This is a genomic window from Pseudomonas paraversuta, from assembly GCF_904067025.1.
Lineage (GTDB): Bacteria > Pseudomonadota > Gammaproteobacteria > Pseudomonadales > Pseudomonadaceae > Aquipseudomonas > Aquipseudomonas paraversuta.
In genome coordinates this window covers 3282780-3300053 of sequence record NZ_CAJFDA010000001.1, presented here as the reverse complement: position 1 = coordinate 3300053, position 17274 = coordinate 3282780, and the positions used below count along the sequence as shown (strand labels likewise).

General features: G+C 60.1%; 21 protein-coding genes. 19 read left to right on the top strand and 2 right to left on the bottom strand.

Going from position 1 to position 17274, the window contains the following annotated elements; translation table 11 throughout:
* Positions 1-112: 112 nt before the first annotated feature.
* From fleN to JQ848_RS14860, 14 genes are all read left to right on the top strand, one after another.
* A complete protein-coding gene (fleN, locus tag JQ848_RS14925) occupies positions 113-943 on the top strand; it encodes a flagellar synthesis regulator FleN (protein ID WP_003441882.1) in 831 nt (276 codons plus the stop codon).
* On the top strand, positions 940-1683 hold the full coding sequence (gene fliA / locus JQ848_RS14920) for an RNA polymerase sigma factor FliA (protein WP_232286857.1): 744 nt from the start codon (positions 940-942) through the stop codon (positions 1681-1683). Before fleN ends, fliA begins: the two co-directional genes overlap by 4 nt.
* Before the next feature lie 207 nt (positions 1684-1890).
* Positions 1891-2262, top strand: coding sequence for a chemotaxis response regulator CheY (locus JQ848_RS14915; protein ID WP_165439717.1), 372 nt, complete (start codon positions 1891-1893; stop codon positions 2260-2262).
* A gap of 20 nt (positions 2263-2282) precedes the next feature.
* On the top strand, positions 2283-3071 hold the full coding sequence (locus JQ848_RS14910) for a protein phosphatase CheZ (RefSeq protein ID WP_003441885.1): 789 nt from the start codon (positions 2283-2285) through the stop codon (positions 3069-3071).
* Between the two features lie 70 nt (positions 3072-3141).
* A complete protein-coding gene (locus JQ848_RS14905; protein ID WP_202210900.1) occupies positions 3142-5316 on the top strand; it encodes a chemotaxis protein CheA in 2175 nt (724 codons plus the stop codon).
* Positions 5317-5364: 48 nt separating this feature from the next.
* Positions 5365-6495, top strand: coding sequence for a protein-glutamate methylesterase/protein-glutamine glutaminase (locus JQ848_RS14900; RefSeq protein WP_010656432.1), 1131 nt, complete (start codon positions 5365-5367; stop codon positions 6493-6495).
* Positions 6495-7235: a flagellar motor protein gene (locus JQ848_RS14895; RefSeq protein ID WP_010656431.1), complete on the top strand. Its 741-nt coding sequence runs from the start codon at positions 6495-6497 to the stop codon at positions 7233-7235. The genes JQ848_RS14900 and JQ848_RS14895 overlap by 1 nt, the downstream gene beginning before the upstream one ends.
* A 2-nt stretch (positions 7236-7237) precedes the next feature.
* On the top strand, positions 7238-8128 hold the full coding sequence (motD, locus tag JQ848_RS14890; RefSeq protein ID WP_202210899.1) for a flagellar motor protein MotD: 891 nt from the start codon (positions 7238-7240) through the stop codon (positions 8126-8128).
* Between the two features lie 50 nt (positions 8129-8178).
* A complete protein-coding gene (locus JQ848_RS14885; RefSeq protein ID WP_003441891.1) occupies positions 8179-8967 on the top strand; it encodes a ParA family protein in 789 nt (262 codons plus the stop codon).
* Positions 8968-9051: 84 nt separating this feature from the next.
* Positions 9052-9825 carry a CheW domain-containing protein gene (locus JQ848_RS14880; protein WP_010656430.1) on the top strand — a complete coding sequence of 258 codons (774 nt, stop codon included), beginning with the start codon at positions 9052-9054 and terminating at the stop codon, positions 9823-9825.
* A gap of 69 nt (positions 9826-9894) precedes the next feature.
* A complete protein-coding gene (locus tag JQ848_RS14875; RefSeq protein WP_010656429.1) occupies positions 9895-10377 on the top strand; it encodes a chemotaxis protein CheW in 483 nt (160 codons plus the stop codon).
* Entirely contained in the window at positions 10378-10770 is a 393-nt protein-coding gene (locus JQ848_RS14870) for a DUF2802 domain-containing protein (protein WP_003441894.1), read from the top strand.
* Between the two features lie 288 nt (positions 10771-11058).
* Entirely contained in the window at positions 11059-11355 is a 297-nt protein-coding gene (locus tag JQ848_RS14865; RefSeq protein ID WP_010656393.1) for a transposase, read from the top strand.
* Positions 11352-12185: an IS3 family transposase gene (locus JQ848_RS14860; RefSeq protein WP_202210380.1), complete on the top strand. Its 834-nt coding sequence runs from the start codon at positions 11352-11354 to the stop codon at positions 12183-12185. The genes JQ848_RS14865 and JQ848_RS14860 overlap by 4 nt, the downstream gene beginning before the upstream one ends.
* A 238-nt stretch (positions 12186-12423) precedes the next feature.
* Here JQ848_RS14860 and JQ848_RS14855 read toward each other — a convergent pair whose 3' ends face one another.
* A complete protein-coding gene (locus JQ848_RS14855; RefSeq protein ID WP_003441895.1) occupies positions 12424-12744 on the bottom strand; it encodes an EscU/YscU/HrcU family type III secretion system export apparatus switch protein in 321 nt (106 codons plus the stop codon).
* Positions 12741-14312, bottom strand: a complete 1572-nt coding sequence (fliK, locus tag JQ848_RS14850; protein ID WP_202210898.1) for a flagellar hook-length control protein FliK — start codon at positions 14310-14312, stop codon at positions 12741-12743. Before fliK ends, JQ848_RS14855 begins: the two co-directional genes overlap by 4 nt.
* 191 nt (positions 14313-14503) lie before the next feature.
* Here fliK and ccmA point away from each other — a divergent pair, with 191 nt between their 5' ends.
* The 5 genes from ccmA (at position 14504) to ccmE (ending at position 17272) form a co-directional block, all read left to right on the top strand.
* Positions 14504-15139, top strand: a complete 636-nt coding sequence (ccmA, locus tag JQ848_RS14845; RefSeq protein WP_003441897.1) for a cytochrome c biogenesis heme-transporting ATPase CcmA — start codon at positions 14504-14506, stop codon at positions 15137-15139.
* On the top strand, positions 15136-15804 hold the full coding sequence (gene ccmB, locus JQ848_RS14840) for a heme exporter protein CcmB (RefSeq protein WP_003441898.1): 669 nt from the start codon (positions 15136-15138) through the stop codon (positions 15802-15804). Before ccmA ends, ccmB begins: the two co-directional genes overlap by 4 nt.
* Positions 15805-15888: 84 nt before the next feature.
* Positions 15889-16647 carry a heme ABC transporter permease gene (locus JQ848_RS14835; RefSeq protein WP_177412974.1) on the top strand — a complete coding sequence of 253 codons (759 nt, stop codon included), beginning with the start codon at positions 15889-15891 and terminating at the stop codon, positions 16645-16647.
* On the top strand, positions 16644-16820 hold the full coding sequence (gene ccmD / locus JQ848_RS14830; RefSeq protein WP_003441903.1) for a heme exporter protein CcmD: 177 nt from the start codon (positions 16644-16646) through the stop codon (positions 16818-16820). The genes JQ848_RS14835 and ccmD overlap by 4 nt, the downstream gene beginning before the upstream one ends.
* Positions 16817-17272: a cytochrome c maturation protein CcmE gene (gene ccmE, locus JQ848_RS14825; protein ID WP_003441905.1), complete on the top strand. Its 456-nt coding sequence runs from the start codon at positions 16817-16819 to the stop codon at positions 17270-17272. Before ccmD ends, ccmE begins: the two co-directional genes overlap by 4 nt.
* Positions 17273-17274 lie beyond the last annotated feature (2 nt).

The window sequence follows — 17274 nt, the reverse complement described above, 5'->3', positions numbered from 1 at the left end:
AAGGTTACGTAGCAATGTACCTACATCGATGGTCTGCAAGGTGTTGTGCCAGTGGGGCACGTGCAGCCAACCTTTGTAGCCGCGTCTAAGAAAGACAAGGTAAAAAATGATCATGGGCAGCATGCATCCCGTACAGGTGATCGCAGTGACCGGCGGCAAGGGTGGCGTCGGTAAAACTAACGTGTCAGTCAACTTGTCTATCGCGCTTGCCGAAATGGGCAGACGCGTCATGTTGATGGATGCCGACCTGGGCCTGGCAAACGTCGATGTGCTGCTCGGGCTGACCCCCAAGTACACCCTGGCCGATGTGGTCGAGGGTCGTTGCGAGCTGCGCGACGTACTGCTCCAGGGCCCTGGCGGGATCAGGATCGTACCGGCGGCGTCGGGCACCCAGAGCATGGTCAACCTGAGCCCGGCCCAGCATGCCGGTCTGATCCAGGCCTTCAGTGACCTGGGCGATAACCTCGACGTGCTGGTGATCGATACCGCAGCCGGGATCGGCGACTCAGTGGTGAGTTTTGTGCGCGCCGCCCAGGAAGTCCTGCTGGTGGTGTGTGACGAACCGACTTCGATCACCGATGCCTACGCGCTGATCAAGCTGCTGAACCGCGATTTCGGGATGAACCGGTTCCGGGTGCTGGCCAACATGGCCCAGAGCCCGCAGGAAGGGCGCAATCTGTTCGCCAAACTGACCAAGGTTACCGACCGTTTTCTGGATGTCGCCCTGCAATACGTGGGCGCCGTGCCCTACGACGAGAGTGTGCGCAAGGCGGTGCAAAAACAGCGCGCCGTGTACGAGGCATTTCCGCGTTCCAAGTGCTCCCTGGCGTTCAAGGCCATCGCCCAGAAAGTTGACACCTGGCCGCTGCCGGCCAATCCCCGGGGGCATCTGGAGTTCTTTGTCGAGCGCCTGGTGCAACAGGCAGGCGGAGGGCGCCCCTGATGACCGCCAGCGGCTATCGCATGTACAGCAAAGCGTCGCGTGACAGCCAGTATGAGCTGATCGAACGCTACGCACCGTTGGTCAAGCGTATCGCCTATCACCTGTTGGCGCGTTTGCCCGCCAGCGTGCAGGTGGACGACCTGATCCAGGCCGGGATGATCGGCCTGCTCGAAGTGTCGACCAAATACGACGCGACCAAGGGCGCGAGTTTCGAGACCTACGCCGGTATCCGCATTCGTGGTGCGATGCTCGATGAAGTGCGCAAGGGCGACTGGGCACCGCGCTCGGTGCACCGCAATACCCGCATGGTCAGTGACGCAATTCGGGTAATTGAAGCAAAAACCGGTTGTGACGCTAAAGATCACGAGGTTGCGGCCGAACTCCAGTTAAGCCTTGATGATTATTACGCCATTTTGAATGACACCCTGGGCAGCCGCCTGTTCAGTTTCGACGACCTGTTGCAGGACGGCGAGCACGAAGGGTTGCATGAGGATGGTGCCAGTGCTCACCCGGAACCCTCGCGGGACCTGGAAGATGAACGCTTCCAGACAGCACTGGCCGACGCGATCAGCCTGTTGCCGGAGCGTGAGCGACTGGTCCTGGCGCTGTATTACGACGAAGAACTGAACCTCAAGGAAATCGGCGAGGTGCTGGGGGTCAGCGAATCCCGTGTCAGCCAGCTGCACAGCCAGTGCGCCGCCCGACTGCGGGCACGCCTGGGGCAGTGGCGGGCGAACTGAAAACAGCGGGCAATCGCTGATTCATTGTGGGAGCGGGCTTGCCCGCGATGGGCGCGACGCGGTGGATCAGTTAACCGGCGTTGCCTGCATCGCGTCAGGCCCGCTCCCACAGTTGATTTATGGCGTGTGCGAAATCGAATTGATTGAATGGCGCGTCCAGAGACTGAACGCGTTTAAGACTGCTTGGAGGTCGAATTGGACAAGAACATGAAGATCCTCATCGTTGATGATTTCTCAACGATGCGACGGATCATTAAAAATCTGTTGCGTGACCTCGGGTTCACCAACACGGTGGAGGCGGACGACGGCACCACGGCGTTGCCGATCCTCAACCAGGGGCACATCGACTTTCTGGTGACGGACTGGAACATGCCGGGCATGACCGGTATCGAGTTGTTGCGCCATGTGCGTGCCGACGAAAAACTCAAGCACCTGCCCGTGCTGATGGTGACCGCTGAAGCCAAGCGCGAACAAATCATCGAGGCGGCCCAGGCCGGGGTCAACGGCTATGTGGTCAAGCCGTTCACGGCCCTTGCACTCAAAGACAAGATCGAAAAAATCTTTGATCGCATCGGTTGAACGGTTTCCCGGGGGGCGCTATGGAGCATCAAGAAGCGACACAGGGCGAGTTTGAGTCGACCCTGAAAAAACATGCCCGCGAATTGGTCGACAGCCTTGAGAAAGGCAAGTTTGGCGACGCCGTGCAACTGATTCATGAACTGAACCAGACTCGCGATCGCGGCCTGTACCAGGAAGTCGGCAAGCTGACCCGTGAGTTGCACAGCTCGATTGTCAACTTTCACATCGATCCGAACATGCCGCGCGCTGAAGAAGTGTCGCAGATCACCGATGCAGCCGAGCGTTTGGCTTATGTTGTGAAGCTCACGGAAGCTGCGGCGAATCGAACCATGGATCTGGTAGAAAACAGCACGCCGCTGGTCAATGGCCTGGGCAGCGAGGCTAAAGCCCTGAGCGCAGACTGGGGCCGCTTTATGCGGCGCGAAGTAGGCGCCGAGGAGTTTCGCGAACTGGCGCGGCGGGTTGACAGTTTTTTGACGCGCAGCGAAGCCGACAACCATGTGGTGTCCGCCAACCTCACTGACATATTGCTCGCCCAGGATTACCAGGACCTCACCGGTCAGGTGATCAAGCGTGTCACCCAGTTGGTGACCGATGTGGAAAGCAATTTGCTCAAGCTGGTGCTGATGGCCAGTCAGGTCGATCGCTTTGCCGGGATCGAACACGACCGTGCGGCACTGCTCGCAGAAAATAATTCGCAAAAAAACCTGACTAAGGGTGAAGGTCCGCAGATTCATGCCGATAAACGTGATGATGTCGTGTCCGGCCAGGATGATGTAGACGATTTGCTTTCCAGTTTAGGTTTCTAGGTACTGAGTAGGCGCGCGGTAAGGGTTACCCGTCCCGGCGTCGAAAGGTCCTACTTCAAGGAGCACGTACATGAGCTTCGGCGCCGATGAAGAAATCCTTCAGGATTTCCTGGTTGAAGCCGGCGAGATTCTAGAGCTGCTGTCCGAACAGCTGGTCGAGCTTGAAAGCCGACCGGATGATGCGGACTTGCTCAATGCAATTTTTCGCGGTTTTCACACTGTAAAAGGGGGCGCCGGCTTCCTCCAGCTCCACGAGCTGGTGGAGTGCTGCCACATCGCCGAGAACGTTTTCGACATCCTGCGCAAGGGTGAGCGTGGCGTCGACTCGGAATTGATGGACGTGGTTCTTGAGGCCCTGGACGCGGTCAACGCCATGTTTACCCAGGTGCGCGAGCGCCGCCCGGTTACGCCGGCAACCCCGCAGCTGCTGGCGGCGCTGGCACGTCTGGCCGAGCCAGCTTCGGTGCCGACAGTCGCCGCTGCGGTGGCGGTCGCCGAACCTGTGGCCGGCGACAGCAGCGATATCACCGATGACGAATTTGAACTGCTGCTGGACTCCCTGAATGCAGTCAAGGCTGCTGCTGCCGAGCCCGTGCAGGCAGTTGCAGCGCCTGCAGGCAGTGATGAAATCAGCGATGCCGAATTCGAGTCGCTGCTCGACCAGTTGCACGGCAAGGGGCAGTTTCGCCCCGACACGGCCTCCAGCGTGGCGCCAGAGTCGGCACCTGTGATGACAGAGGCGGTGAGCAATGAAATCACCGACGACGAATTCGAAGCCTTGCTTGATCAGTTGCATGGCAAAGGTTCATTCAATACCGATGCGCTGGGCACAGCCCCGGTTGTGCCGGCAGACCAGGCTGGCGAGCCTGTCAGCCCGGATCACATCAGCGATCACGAATTTGAAGCACTGCTTGATGAGCTGCACGGCAAGGGCCAGTTTTCTGTCCAGAGCCCTGCGGTTGCAGCCGTTGTTGCGGCCCCGGCTCCAGCTCCGGTAGCCAGTGCGCCCGAGGCCGCCCGTGCAGTGGCCCCCCGGGCCCCGGCTGCCAGCGCCGACAAGCCCCAGGCTTCTGAAGCCGAGACCACGGTGCGGGTTGATACTGCGCGGCTGGACGACATCATGAACATGGTCGGCGAGTTGGTGCTGGTGCGTAACCGTCTGGTGCGCCTGGGCCTCAACAGCCACGACGAAGCGATGGCCAAGGCATTGTCCAACCTCGACGTGGTGACCGCCGACCTGCAGACCGCGGTCATGAAGACCCGGATGCAGCCGATCAAAAAAGTCTTCGGCCGTTTTCCGCGTCTGGTGCGCGATCTGGCGCGCCAGTTGAAAAAAGAAATCAGCCTGGAGCTGGTGGGCGAAGAAACCGACCTCGACAAGAATCTGGTCGAGGCACTGGCCGATCCGCTGGTGCACTTGGTGCGCAACGCGGTTGACCACGGGTGTGAAACCCCCGAAGAGCGCGAAGCAGCCGGTAAACCGCGCTGCGGCAGGGTAATTCTGTCGGCCGAGCAGGAAGGCGACCATATCCTGCTGTCGATCTCCGATGACGGCAAAGGCATGGACGCCAATGTGCTGCGCGCCATTGCAGTGAAAAAAGGGCTGATGGACAAGGATGCAGCCGATCGCCTGAGCGAAAACGATTGCTACAACCTGATTTTTGCCCCGGGCTTCTCCACCAAAACCGAGATTTCCGATGTGTCCGGGCGTGGCGTGGGCATGGATGTGGTGAAAACCAAGATCGCCCAGCTCAATGGCTCGCTGAGCATTGAGTCGACCCTGGGTCGCGGTTCGAAAATCGTGATCAAGGTGCCGCTGACCCTGGCCATCATGCCGACCCTGATGGTGATGCTGGGCAATCAGGCGTTTGCGTTCCCGCTGGTCAACGTCAACGAAATTTTCCACCTCGACCTGTCGCGCACCAATGTGGTCGACGGCCAGGAAGTGGTGATCGTGCGGGACAAGGCGTTGCCATTGTTCTACCTCAAGCGCTGGCTGGTGGCCTCGGCGGCCCATGAAGAGCAGCGCGAAGGGCATGTGGTGATTCTTTCGGTGGGCACCCAGCGCATCGGCTTTGTGGTCGATCAACTGGTGGGCCAGGAAGAAGTGGTGATCAAGCCGTTGGGCAAAATGCTCCAGGGCACGCCAGGCATGTCGGGCGCCACCATCACCGGTGACGGCCGTATTGCCCTGATCCTGGATGTTCCGAGCATGCTCAAGCACTACGCTTCGCGGCGTATTTGATTCTGGTGGCACCGGCGGTTGCACCTCATACCGCCTAACGGAGTGTTTATGGTAGTCAAGGTCCTGGTGGTGGATGATTCCGGTTTTTTCCGCCGCCGCGTCTCGGAAATTCTGTCGGCTGATCCAACAATTCAAGTGATCGGTACCGCCACCAACGGCAAGGAGGCGATTGATCAGACGCTGGCGCTCAAGCCCGATGTGATCACCATGGACTACGAGATGCCGTTGATGGATGGCATTACGGCGGTGCGCCATATCATGCAGCGCTGTCCGACTCCGGTACTGATGTTCTCTTCGCTGACCCACGAAGGCGCCCGGGTCACCCTGGATGCGCTGGACGCCGGGGCGGTGGATTTCCTGCCGAAAAACTTTGAAGACATCTCGCGTAATCCGGACAAGGTCAAACAATTGCTGTGCGAAAAGGTGCACAGCATCTCTCGCAGCAACCGTCGCTTGTCCGGCTACAGCGCACCAGCCCCCGGCATACCGGCGCCTGTTGTCAGCCGGCCGGCAGCGGGCGGTTTTGCGCCGCCTGCAGCCATCCCGGCTCCGGCACGCACCACGCCGATTGCCAGTCGTACGGCCGCGCCAGCGACGTCCCCCGGGCCAAAGCGCAAAGCCTACAAACTGGTGGCCATCGGCACCTCAACTGGCGGCCCGGTGGCCTTGCAACGGGTCCTGACCCAGTTGCCGGGTAATTTCCCGGCGCCGATCGTACTGGTCCAGCATATGCCAGCGGCTTTTACCAAAGCCTTTGCCGAGCGTCTGGACAAGCTGTGCCGGATCAGCGTCAAGGAAGCCGAAGACGGCGATATCTTGCGCCCCGGCCTGGCGTTGCTGGCTCCGGGCGGCAAGCAGATGATGATTGACGGGCGTGGCGCGGTAAGAATCCTGCCAGGCGATGAACGTCTGAACTACAAACCGTGCGTGGATATCACCTTCGGTTCAGCTGCCAAGTCCTACGGCGACAAAGTTTTGGCGGTGGTATTGACCGGCATGGGCGCGGATGGCCGTGAAGGTGCACGTTTGCTCAAGCAGAGCGGCAGTACGGTGTGGGCCCAGGACGAGGCCAGCTGTGTGATTTACGGCATGCCCATGGCCATCGTCAAAGCCAACCTGGCGGATGCGGTGTACAGCCTCGATGATGTCGGCCGGTACCTGGTGGAGGCCTGTCACTGATGGATGTGCTCAGTCTGATCGGCATCATCATGGCCTTTGTCGCGATTATCGGCGGCAACTACCTGGAAGGGGGCCATCTGGGCGCCCTGGTCAATGGCCCGGCGGCCTTGATTGTGGTGGGCGGTACAGTGGGCGCGGCGTTGCTGCAGTCGCCCGTGAGTGCGTTCAAGCGGGCGATGCAAACCCTGGTCTGGATTATCTTTCCGCCGCGCATCGATATGGCTGCCGGCATCGACCAGGTCGTCAACTGGAGCCTTACCGCGCGCAAGGAGGGCCTGCTGGGCCTTGAAAGCGTGGCCGATGCCGAGCCCGACAGCTATTCGCGCAAAGGCCTGCAATTGCTGGTGGACGGCGCTGAGCCCGAAGCCATCCGCAGTGTGCTGGAGGTCGATTACATGACCCGGGAAAGTCGCGATATCGAGGCCGCCAAAGTCTTTGAAAGCATGGGCGGCTATGCGCCGACCATCGGCATCATCGGTGCAGTGATGGGCCTGATCCACGTGATGGGCAATCTGGCCGACCCGGCGCAACTGGGCAGCGGCATTGCCGTGGCGTTTGTGGCGACCATTTACGGGGTGGCCAGTGCCAACCTGTTGCTGTTGCCCATTGCCAGCAAACTCAAGGCGATTGCCCTGCGCCAGTCGCTGTACCGCGAGATGATGCTCGAAGGCATCCTGTCGATTGCCGAAGGCGAAAACCCGCGCTCCATCGAACTCAAGCTCCAGGGCTTTGTGGGTTAACTATGAGTCGCCGTCGCCGCTCCGCCGATGAGCACGTCAATCATGAACGCTGGCTGGTGTCCTACGCGGATTTCATTACGCTGCTGTTTGCCTTTTTTGTGGTCATGTACTCGATTTCGTCGATCAACGAAGGCAAGTACAAGGTGATTTCCCAGGCCCTGGTCGGGGTTTTCAATGACAGCGAGCGCAGCGTCAAGCCAATCCCCGTCGGCGATGAGCGCCCGCTGACGACTACCCCGGCAGAGCCGTTGATCAAAGACAGCGAATACACCGACGCCGGTCTGGGGCAGTCTCCTGATGATCCGCTTAAAACCATTGCCGATGACATCACCACCGCCTTCGGTGACTTGATCGCGTCCAGACAGTTGACGGTGCGCGGTAACGAGTTATGGGTCGAAATCGAACTCAATTCCAGCCTGTTGTTCGGCAGCGGCGACGCCATGCCCAGCAATATGGCGTTCAGTATCATCGACAAGGTGGCGGCGATCCTCAAACCCTTCGACAACCCGATTCACGTCGAGGGCTTTACCGACGATTTGCCGATACGTACCGCGCAGTACCCGACCAACTGGGAGCTGTCGTCGGCACGCTCGGCCAGCATCGTGCGCATGCTGGCGATGCAGGGGGTCAACCCCGGGCGCATGGCGTCGGTGGGCTACGGCGAGTTTCAACCGGTGGCCAATAACGCCACGCCTGAGGGGCGCGCCCTCAATCGCCGGGTGGTACTGGTGGTGTCGCGCAATCTGGAAGTAAGGCGCAGCCTGACCGGCGTGGGCACCGCTCACGCAACACCGGATGCCGCCCTGAAGCGGGCTGGCACACAAACTGCACCGCCTCCAACAAAGCCGCCGGTTCGTGGGAATGCCGTCAATTCCCCGTCACCGCTCCTATAAGTGCATGTCAATTCTCGGCCGGCACGTCCGCAGCCGGGAGGAACAACAAAATGAGAGTCTGGGCAGTAGCCAATCAAAAAGGTGGAGTCGGTAAGACCACCACATCCATCGCTCTGGCCGGTTTGCTGGCTGAGGCGGGCAAGCGCGTGGTGGTGGTCGACCTCGACCCGCACGGTTCCATGACCAGCTATTTCGGTTACGACCCGGACGCCCTCGAGCACAGCGTTTACGACTTGTTTTTGCACCAGGGCCAGGTGCCGCAAGGCCTGGCTGCGCAATTACTGCTGTCCACCAGCCATCCGAACATTGCCTTGTTGCCAGCCACCACTGCGCTGGCAACCCTGGAGCGTCAGGCGCCGGGGCAGAGCGGCCTGGGTCTGGTCATCGCCCGCAGTCTGGCGCAGCTGTGGCAGGATTATGACTACGCCATCATCGACAGCCCGCCGATCCTGGGGGTGCTGATGGTCAATGCATTGGCGGCCAGCCAGCAGTTGATCATCCCGGTGCAAACCGAGCATCTGGCCCTCAAGGGCCTGGAACGCATGGTTCACACCCTGCGCATGATCAACCGCTCGCGCCAGCAGGAACTGCCGTTCTGCATCGTGCCGACCTTGTTCGACCGCCGTACCCAGGCCTCGATGAGCACCTTGCGGGTTTTGCGCGATGTGTACCCCGACACCCTGTGGCAGGGCTTTGTCCCGGTAGACACGCGTTTGCGTGATGCCAGCCGGGCAGGGCAGACGCCCTCGCAGTTCGATGAAAAAAGCCGTGGGGTGATCGCCTATCGCGCCTTGCTCAAGCATGTATTGACCCGCCAGCTCGCGCCGCAGGCGGTCTGAGGTGCGCGTGCATTCAAGTAGCCGCCGGGTGCGGCCGATAACGTCTCAAGGCCTCAGTCGCGAGGCAGTTGAGTGGGGCACTTTATGAAACAGGCGACAGCGCTTTCCCACGGCCCGCAATTGGCTTTGCAGTCCTATCTCGACGACTTGCTGTTCGATGCGACAGAAGGGTTGCAGCAGGTTGAACCACAGCCGGACGAGCTGTCCGCAGTTGCCCTTGACGGGCAGGTGCAGGCTGAAGAACCGGCGGTTGCCATGCCGCTGGAGCTGGCAGACGTGGGGGTGGCCACCGAAGCGTTCGCCCACCCTCTGGTGCAGGTGCACCGGCCGCGCGCCGCGGCGGCTCCATTGCCGGCGCAGACCGACGGCCGCCCGGCCTGGGCCGACGAGCCTTTCGAATGTCTGCTGTTTGACGTGGCCGGGCTGACGCTGGCGGTGCCGCTGGTGTGCCTGGGCTCGATTTATTCACTGCAGGGGCGGGAATTGACTCCCCTGTTCGGTCAGCCGGAGTGGTTCCTGGGCATTCTGCCGAGCCACAGTGGCAACCTCAATGTGCTGGACACCGCGCGCTGGGTGATGCCCGACCGCTATCGCGATGATTTTCGCGAGGGCCTGCAATACGTTATTTCGGTCCAGGGTTATGACTGGGGGCTGGCCGTGCATCAAGTCAGCCGCTCACTGCGCCTGGACCCCGAACAGATCAAATGGCGGACCCGGCGCGGGCAGCGACCGTGGCTGGCGGGCACTGTGATTGAACACATGTGTGCGCTGCTGGACGTGGCGCAGCTGGCAGAGTTGATCAGCAGTGGCGCGGTCAAGCACATGGCCAGTGCCGCCGCCGGGGCAACCGACAAATAAACCACCGGGCCTTTGGCCGCGGTCAGACAGTACACACCGCATCGACGGTATTTCTTCAGGGGTTTGGGTATGAGCAAGGCAGCGGCACAACAGAGCAGCGAAGATCCGATCCTGCAGTGGGTCACCTTCAAGCTGGACAACGAGACCTACGGCATCAACGTCATGCAAGTGCAGGAAGTACTGCGTTATACCGAAATCGCCCCGGTTCCTGGTGCGCCGTCTTACGTGCTGGGCATCATTAACCTGCGCGGCAATGTGGTGACCGTGATAGACACGCGTCAGCGTTTTGGCTTGCAGGGTACCGAGATTACTGACAACTCGCGGATCGTCATCATCGAAGCCGACAAGCAAGTGGTGGGGATTCTGGTCGACAGCGTGGCGGAAGTGGTTTACCTGCGTCAGTCTGAAATCGAAACGGCGCCCAATGTGGGCAATGACGAGTCGGCAAAATTTATCCAGGGTGTGTGCAACAAGAACGGCGAACTGCTGATTCTGGTTGAGCTGGACAAGATGATGACCGAAGAAGAGTGGTCGGACCTGGAGAACATCTGATTGATCCTTGAGGCGGCGGTAATCGTCCTGGGCCTGCTCTGGGTGGCGACACTGTGGGTGCTGGTGACCTATATCCGCCGCCAGCGCGTGAGTGCCGCACAGCAGGCGGGGGCGGACGAACTGCGTGACCGGCGCCTCAAGGAACTGACCCGGCGGCTGGACACCTACCAGAACGGCAGCGTGCAGATGGGCGAAGACCTGCACGAACTGCGCGCCGTGGTAGCGCCGCTGCCCGAGAAGCTGACCCAGCTGGAACAGCGCGACCCCACCAGCCTGTCGTTCAACCAGGCAGCGCGTCTGGTGGGCATGGGTGCCAGCGTTGACGAACTGACCCAGTCCTGCGGCCTGACCCAGGCCGAGGCCGAGTTGATGAGCAAGATGCATAAAGGCTGAACCGCCAAACCTGTAGGAGCGAGCTTGTCTCGCGAGCTCTTTGCGGCTTGGTTGAAAAGCTCGCGAGCAAGCTCGCTCCTACAGATGCGGTAGCAGCTTCCTGCATGGGGTGCCTGCCGGCCTGGACGGTGAAGTCTGCGATCTGCCGCATTTCTGCACAGCACAACCCCTGTAGGAGCGAGCTTGTCTCGCGAGCTCTTTGCGGTTTGGCTGAAAAGCTCGCGAGCAAGCTGTTGTGGCTCAATATTTATGGACCATCATGTAGGAGTATCAACTTAAGGATTCATCATGGGATTTCGGGTCGTAACTGCCGAAGAAAAAGCCGAGGCCATTCGCTTGGTCGTGGAAATGAATTACTCCGTGCCAAAGGCGTGCGAACAAACCGGCGTGGGACCGACGGCTTTGCGGCGGTGGGTTTCCCGATGGCACAAGGAGCATGTAGGAGCCTCGCAAACCACCCGCCCGCAGGATCAAGATCTGATTGATTCGCTTCAGGCCAGATTAGCGCTGCTGGAGGCAGAGAATGACGTCTTAAAAAAGCAGTTGCCCTCTCATCTAAAGGTGCTTTTCAGCCGAATAAAATGATCGAGGGCACCAAAGGCGCGATGTCGGTACGACACCTGTGCTGTCTTTTCGGTGTCCCTCGCAGCAGCTATTACGCGCAACGTCATCCCAAGCGACCGCGCGGAGTTGAGCGTCAGTTGGAGAAGAAAATTCGCCAACTGCATAAAGAGCATCGTGGTGCTTTGGGTAGTAGGGGTTTTAGCAAAGCGCTGAAGAAACAGGGGATGAAAGTGGGGCGTCATCGAATGCGTGGCCTGATGAAAACCCTCGGGCTGGTCAGGCGGCGCGCACGTTACGCCCACTATCGGCGAATGACCAAGCCCTCCAACATCGCACCTAATATCCTGGCCCGTCGCTTTAATCCCGCGGCCCCGAACACTTTTTGGGCAGGAGATATTACTTACATCAGGGTCGGTGGGAGCTGGCTGTATTTGGCGGTTGTCATGGATCTTTTCTCGCGCAGGATTGTAGGCTGGGCGTTTTCGAGAACGGCGGATACGGAGCTTTCACTTAAGGCGTTGCAGCTGGCTGTGGGCATACGCCGTCCTACTTCTGAGCTGGTTTTCCACTCGGACCAGGGCTGCCAGTACACCGCTGAGCGTTTCGTAAAATATTTGGCTGAAAAGAACATTGTGCAGAGTATGAGCCGACGCGGTAATTGCTGGGATAATGCCGTCGTTGAGCGCTACTTCAGATCACAGAAGCACGATTGGTCACCGGAAAACGGCTACCAGAATCATTTCGAGGCAGAGCGGGACGTGATGGATTTTATTGCCCATTACAACCACCGGCGTTGTCACTCCGCCTCGAATAACCTGCCGCCAGTTACTTTTGAGGAAATGGCGGCTTAATACTCCTACGCAATGGTCCAAAAAAACTGGACCACTACAAGCTCGCTCCTACAGGTGCAATTGCAGCCTCCTGCATGGGGTGCCTTCCGGCCTGGACGGTGAAGTCTGCGACCTGCCTTGTCTGCCGCATTTCAGCACAGCACAACCCCTGTAGGAGCGAGCTTGCTCGCGAGCTCTTGGGGTTTGGTTGAAAAGCTCGCGAGACAAGCTCGCTCCTACAGGTGCCTTGTGATCTGGCTTATTTCGGCGGGGTTATATCCCGTTCCACCGGCCCGGCATCGGGATCGAATCCCTCCGGGAATTTGCCTTTAAGCTGCCAGGCAAAGGCAATGATCTCCGCCAGGGTGCGGTACAACTCCTGCGGGATGCTGTCCCCCAGTTCCATGCGCGCCAGTAATTTCACCAGCTCGGCATTTTCATAAATTGGCACTTCGTACTCGCGGGCCAGTTTGAGAATGGCTTCGGCCAGTTCATCGTCACCCTTGGCGGTGAGGGTGGGCGCTTGTTTGCCGTCGTATTTGAGGGCAATCGCCTGACGCGTTTCGGGCTCTGTGCTCATGCGGTTTCGTCGACCCAGCGTTGTTCCAGTGGGGTGTGGCCACCTTGCGGCGGGATGCCCTGGTGGCAATCGAGATCGGTCACGCTCAGCCCGGCATCGTTGAGACGCTGGCGTAACGTGCCCAGCTGGCTGGCGATCAGTTCTGCGGTACTGGCCCGTTGCGCCCAGAGCTGGCCCGACAGGTTGCCGCGAAGCAATTGCGCCTGTACATGCAAGGGGCCCAGCGGGCTCAGGTCGAAGGCCAGTTCCACCCGCCACAGCTGATCTTTGACTTCACGGCTTTCGGCCGTGTCTTGGGCTTGTTTCTCACCCGGATCTTCACGCTGAAACTTGATCTGCAGCGCAACTACGTCGTGGGCGTTGCGCATCGGTATTTCCAGTTGCCAGGTGGTCAGCAGGTTGCCATCAGCGGTTCGTCCGCTTTGCTCCAGGCTGGACAGTTGATGGCTTTGCAGGCGCGAAATGGCCGCCGCTGCGAGTTTCAGCAAATGTTCCAGGCTGTCTTCGTCTTCGCCACCGGGCAGTCCACGCTTGGGCAGCGGAAAGCCGCCAGGCTGGGGTTTGGCGCTGACCTGGCCGAGCATCCCCAGGGCATTGCGGACAAAGGTCGGCATGGCCTGGGCCTGGCTGCTGGCGGCCATGGCGGGGGTGAAAGCGGAGTTTGCAGGTACGCCCGGCAAGATCTGCGCAATCAGGCGCAGCAATGTGGCTTTCATGTCTGGAGCCAGGGCCTGGGTTTGGCCGTTCAGCAGTCTGGCCTCCAGAAAAGCGCCGCTATTGAGTAGGGCTGCTCCTAATGTTTTGGGGTTACTCAACTCTGCTGGCGTAGGCAAGCCTGCCAACAGCTTGTCGATGGAGGCGCGCAACGCGTCGGGCATGTTGTTGCTGGCCGGGAGTTTTTGCAGGGCGCTGAGCAGGCCTTCCAGTGAAGCCTGGCGACCTTGCTGCATGGCCAGTTGTTGCGCCACCGCCAGTTGATCCTGACGACCGCTCAGCGGGACAAAATTCAGGGTCTGTGCATCCTGCACCTGTGCACTCAGCAAGCTGCCCACGCGCAAGGGTTGGGGGCTGTCCACAGTCAGGGTGCTGCCGTTCAGGGCGCTGTTGAGCAGTGTGACCATTGAGCGATAGACCGCAGGCTGACCAGCGCTCTGGGCCAGCAGCTGGGTGGTCAGCACTTTGCCCTGCAGCAGGCTGCCCGCCGGCAATTGTTGCGGGTCAAGCCGGGTGAGGCTGGCCACGCCGAAGCTCAGGGCTTGCTGCAGGCTGATGGCCAGACTGCCGGGGCCGGGCTGGCTCACGGCGAGCAGGGTGCCCAGGGGCAGGGGTTGGAGGCTGCTGACTTGCACATTGGTCTGGCGCCCGCTATCGAGGGTCAATCGGAGCAGCAGCTGGAAGGCCGCATCCCCCTGTTTAAGTGATAACACTTGTGCCTGTGCACTTTGGCCGGGGCCGATCAGGCCCGGGAGAGGCTGCAGCAATTTGAGCGTTTCACCGCCCGTAATGCCAGGACGTACGGCGGTCGGCGCAGCGGGCAGGACGGGTGGAATTGTCATGTCGCCTTTCATCGTAACAGCCTGTCGAAATTGGCTCATTTAGAGTAGGGCATGGCATGTATAATGCTGCCCCGTCGTTCAGAGCGGGTGAAAACATCGCTATTGTTTGACCCAGCTCTCTGAAACAGGTCGCCAAAGCATTTATCCTGCATCATTTTAACGGCCGCGCCTCAGCCGACTTGAACCGTGAAGGCCTCAATTACGTGACCAGCCCTCTTTTAGAAGCCGTAGCACTCGCCTGTGAGCGCGACTGGCGGATGCTGTTCGAGAATCTCGAATTGCGACTCGCCAGCGGCGACATGTTACAAATCAGCGGGCCCAACGGCAGCGGCAAGACCAGCCTGTTGCGTTTGTTGGCGGGCCTGATGCAGCCGACGGCGGGTGAAGTCCGGCTCAATGGCCTGCCGTTGAGCAGTCAGCGAACGCAATTGGCCGGTAATCTGCTCTGGATCGGCCATGCTGCCGGTATCAAGGATTTGCTCACCGCGGAAGAGAACCTGGCCTGGCTCTGCGCCCTGCATCGCCCGGCCTCCCGTGACGCTATCTGGGCAGCGCTGGCTGCAGTGGGGCTCAAGGGTTTTGAAGATGTACCGTGCCACACCTTGTCCGCAGGTCAGCAGCGGCGTGTGGCTCTGGCGCGGCTGCATCTGGACAGCCCGCCGTTGTGGATTCTCGATGAGCCGTTTACCGCGCTTGATAAACAGGGTGTGGCCCAGCTCGAAGAGCACCTGGCGAGTCACTGCGAACGCGGTGGCATGGTGGTACTGACCACTCACCACAACCTGACCCGGATGCCGGCCGGTTACCGCGATATCGACCTGGGGCATTGGGCTGTATGAGTGTGTTCGCAACCTTGGTGGCACGTGAAGCGCGTTTGCTGTTTCGCCGTCCGGCGGAACTGGCCAACCCTCTGGTGTTCTTCGCAATTGTGATCGCCATGTTCCCGTTGGCTGTCGGACCCGAGACTCAGTTGTTACAAACCTTGTCTCCGGGGCTGCTCTGGGTAGCTGCCCTGTTATCGGTTTTGCTCTCGCTGGACGGGCTTTTCCGCAGTGATTTCGAGGACGGATCACTGGAGCAGTGGGTCCTTTCGTCGCACCCCCTGCCTCTACTGGTATTGGCCAAAGTGCTGGCACACTGGGCGTTTTCCGGTCTGGCCCTGGTCATCCTGTCGCCGCTGCTGGCCTTGATGCTGGGGTTGCCGGTGGCCTGCCTGCCGGTCTTGCTGCTGTCGTTGTTGCTGGGTACGCCGGTCTTGAGCCTGCTCGGCGCTGTTGGCGCGGCGCTGACCGTGGGCCTCAAACGGGGTGGCCTGCTGCTGGCCCTGCTGATTCTGCCTTTATATATCCCGGTGCTGATTCTTGGCAGCGGCGCGTTGCAGGCGGCCTTGCAAGGCATGCCTGCAACGGGTTATCTGCTTTGGCTTGCAAGCCTGACCGCCCTGGCAGTAACCCTGACACCTTTTGCTATAGCCGCCGGCCTGAAAATCAGCGTCGGCGAATAATGAGGTCTGGCCCCATGGGGCCAGTAAAGACCCTGGCTTTGTCAACGACCCTCGGGCGTGGCAAAGCACCGTGATGGAAACAGCGTGATGAACTGGACTTGGTTTCACAAACTCGGCTCGCCCAAATGGTTCTATGCCATCAGCGGGCGTCTGCTGCCCTGGTTAAGCATTGCGGCAGCGTTGCTGATTACCTGCGGGGTAGTCTGGGGCCTGGCATTTGCGCCGCCCGACTACCAGCAGGGCAATAGCTTCCGGATCATTTATATCCATGTGCCGGCGGCGATGCTGGCCCAGTCCTGTTATGTGATGCTGGCGGTGTGCGGCGTGGTTGGCCTGGTCTGGAAGATGAAAATCGCCGACGTGGCCTTGCAGTGCGCAGCGCCCATCGGTGCCTGGATGACCGCCGTGGCGCTGCTCACCGGTGCGATCTGGGGCAAGCCGACGTGGGGCTCGTGGTGGGTGTGGGATGCTCGCCTGACCTCGATGCTGATCCTGCTGTTTCTGTACTTCGGCCTCATTGCCCTGGGCAATGCCATCACCAATCGCGACAGCGCGGCCAAGGCCTGCGCGGTATTGGCGATTGTCGGCGTGATCAATATCCCGATCATCAAATACTCGGTCGAGTGGTGGAACACCCTGCACCAGGGCGCGACCTTCACCCTGACCGAAAAACCGGCCATGCCGATGGAAATGTGGTTGCCATTGCTGCTGACGGTGCTGGGTTTTTATTGCTTCTTTGGCGCCGTGCTGTTGTTGCGCATGCGCCTCGAAGTACTCAAACGCGAGGCCCGCAGTAGCTGGGTCAAGGCCCTGGTATTGAAAGCGCTGGAGGGTGGACGATGAGCTTTGCGTCTTTCGGCGACTTTATCGCCATGGGCCATCACGCGGTATATGTCTGGTCGGCCTATGGCATTTGCCTGGCAGTGCTGGGGTTGAACGTAGCGCTGCCGATTGTGGCGCGCCGGCGTTATCTGCAACAAGAGGCGCGTCGTTTGCGCCGGGAGAACTCGAAGTGAATCCGCTGCGCAAAAAACGTTTGATCATCATCCTGGCAATTCTGGTGGGGGTAGGCATTGCCGTTGCCCTGGCCTTGAGTGCCCTGCAGCAGAACATCAACCTGTTCTACACCCCGACCCAGATCGCCAATGGCGAAGCCCCGCTGGACACCCGCATTCGTGCCGGCGGCATGGTGCAAGCCGGTTCGCTGAAACGCTCTGGCGACTCGCTGGACGTGCAGTTCGTGGTCACCGATTTCAACAAGTCCGTAACCATCGCTTATCGCGGCATCCTCCCGGATCTGTTCCGTGAGGGGCAGGGCATCGTCGCCCTGGGCAAGCTCAACGCCCAGGGTGTGGTGGTGGCTGATGAAGTGCTGGCCAAGCACGACGAAAAATACATGCCGCCCGAAGTGACCAAAGCGTTGAATGAAAGTGGCCAGTCCGCGCCTGTACCGGCTAAAGAGGGTTAAGT

What these genes read in the sequence shown, in the direction of transcription:
- JQ848_RS14905 (WP_202210900.1), top strand. Translation starts at nt 3,142, where the DNA reads ATGAGCTTCGGCGCCGATGAAGAAATCCTTCAGGATTTCCTGGTTGAA.
- JQ848_RS14895 (WP_010656431.1), top strand. Translation starts at nt 6,495, where the DNA reads ATGGATGTGCTCAGTCTGATCGGCATCATCATGGCCTTTGTCGCGATT.
- JQ848_RS14900 (WP_010656432.1), top strand. Translation starts at nt 5,365, where the DNA reads ATGGTAGTCAAGGTCCTGGTGGTGGATGATTCCGGTTTTTTCCGCCGC.
- JQ848_RS14865 (WP_010656393.1), top strand. Translation starts at nt 11,059, where the DNA reads ATGGGATTTCGGGTCGTAACTGCCGAAGAAAAAGCCGAGGCCATTCGC.
- fliK (WP_202210898.1), bottom strand. Translation starts at nt 14,312, where the DNA reads ATGAAAGGCGACATGACAATTCCACCCGTCCTGCCCGCTGCGCCGACC.
- JQ848_RS14855 (WP_003441895.1), bottom strand. Translation starts at nt 12,744, where the DNA reads ATGAGCACAGAGCCCGAAACGCGTCAGGCGATTGCCCTCAAATACGAC.
- JQ848_RS14885 (WP_003441891.1), top strand. Translation starts at nt 8,179, where the DNA reads ATGAGAGTCTGGGCAGTAGCCAATCAAAAAGGTGGAGTCGGTAAGACC.
- JQ848_RS14910 (WP_003441885.1), top strand. Translation starts at nt 2,283, where the DNA reads ATGGAGCATCAAGAAGCGACACAGGGCGAGTTTGAGTCGACCCTGAAA.
- JQ848_RS14860 (WP_202210380.1), top strand. Translation starts at nt 11,352, where the DNA reads ATGATCGAGGGCACCAAAGGCGCGATGTCGGTACGACACCTGTGCTGT.
- fleN (WP_003441882.1), top strand. Translation starts at nt 113, where the DNA reads ATGGGCAGCATGCATCCCGTACAGGTGATCGCAGTGACCGGCGGCAAG.
- ccmD (WP_003441903.1), top strand. Translation starts at nt 16,644, where the DNA reads ATGAGCTTTGCGTCTTTCGGCGACTTTATCGCCATGGGCCATCACGCG.
- JQ848_RS14875 (WP_010656429.1), top strand. Translation starts at nt 9,895, where the DNA reads ATGAGCAAGGCAGCGGCACAACAGAGCAGCGAAGATCCGATCCTGCAG.
- motD (WP_202210899.1), top strand. Translation starts at nt 7,238, where the DNA reads ATGAGTCGCCGTCGCCGCTCCGCCGATGAGCACGTCAATCATGAACGC.
- JQ848_RS14915 (WP_165439717.1), top strand. Translation starts at nt 1,891, where the DNA reads ATGAAGATCCTCATCGTTGATGATTTCTCAACGATGCGACGGATCATT.
- JQ848_RS14880 (WP_010656430.1), top strand. Translation starts at nt 9,052, where the DNA reads ATGAAACAGGCGACAGCGCTTTCCCACGGCCCGCAATTGGCTTTGCAG.
- ccmB (WP_003441898.1), top strand. Translation starts at nt 15,136, where the DNA reads ATGAGTGTGTTCGCAACCTTGGTGGCACGTGAAGCGCGTTTGCTGTTT.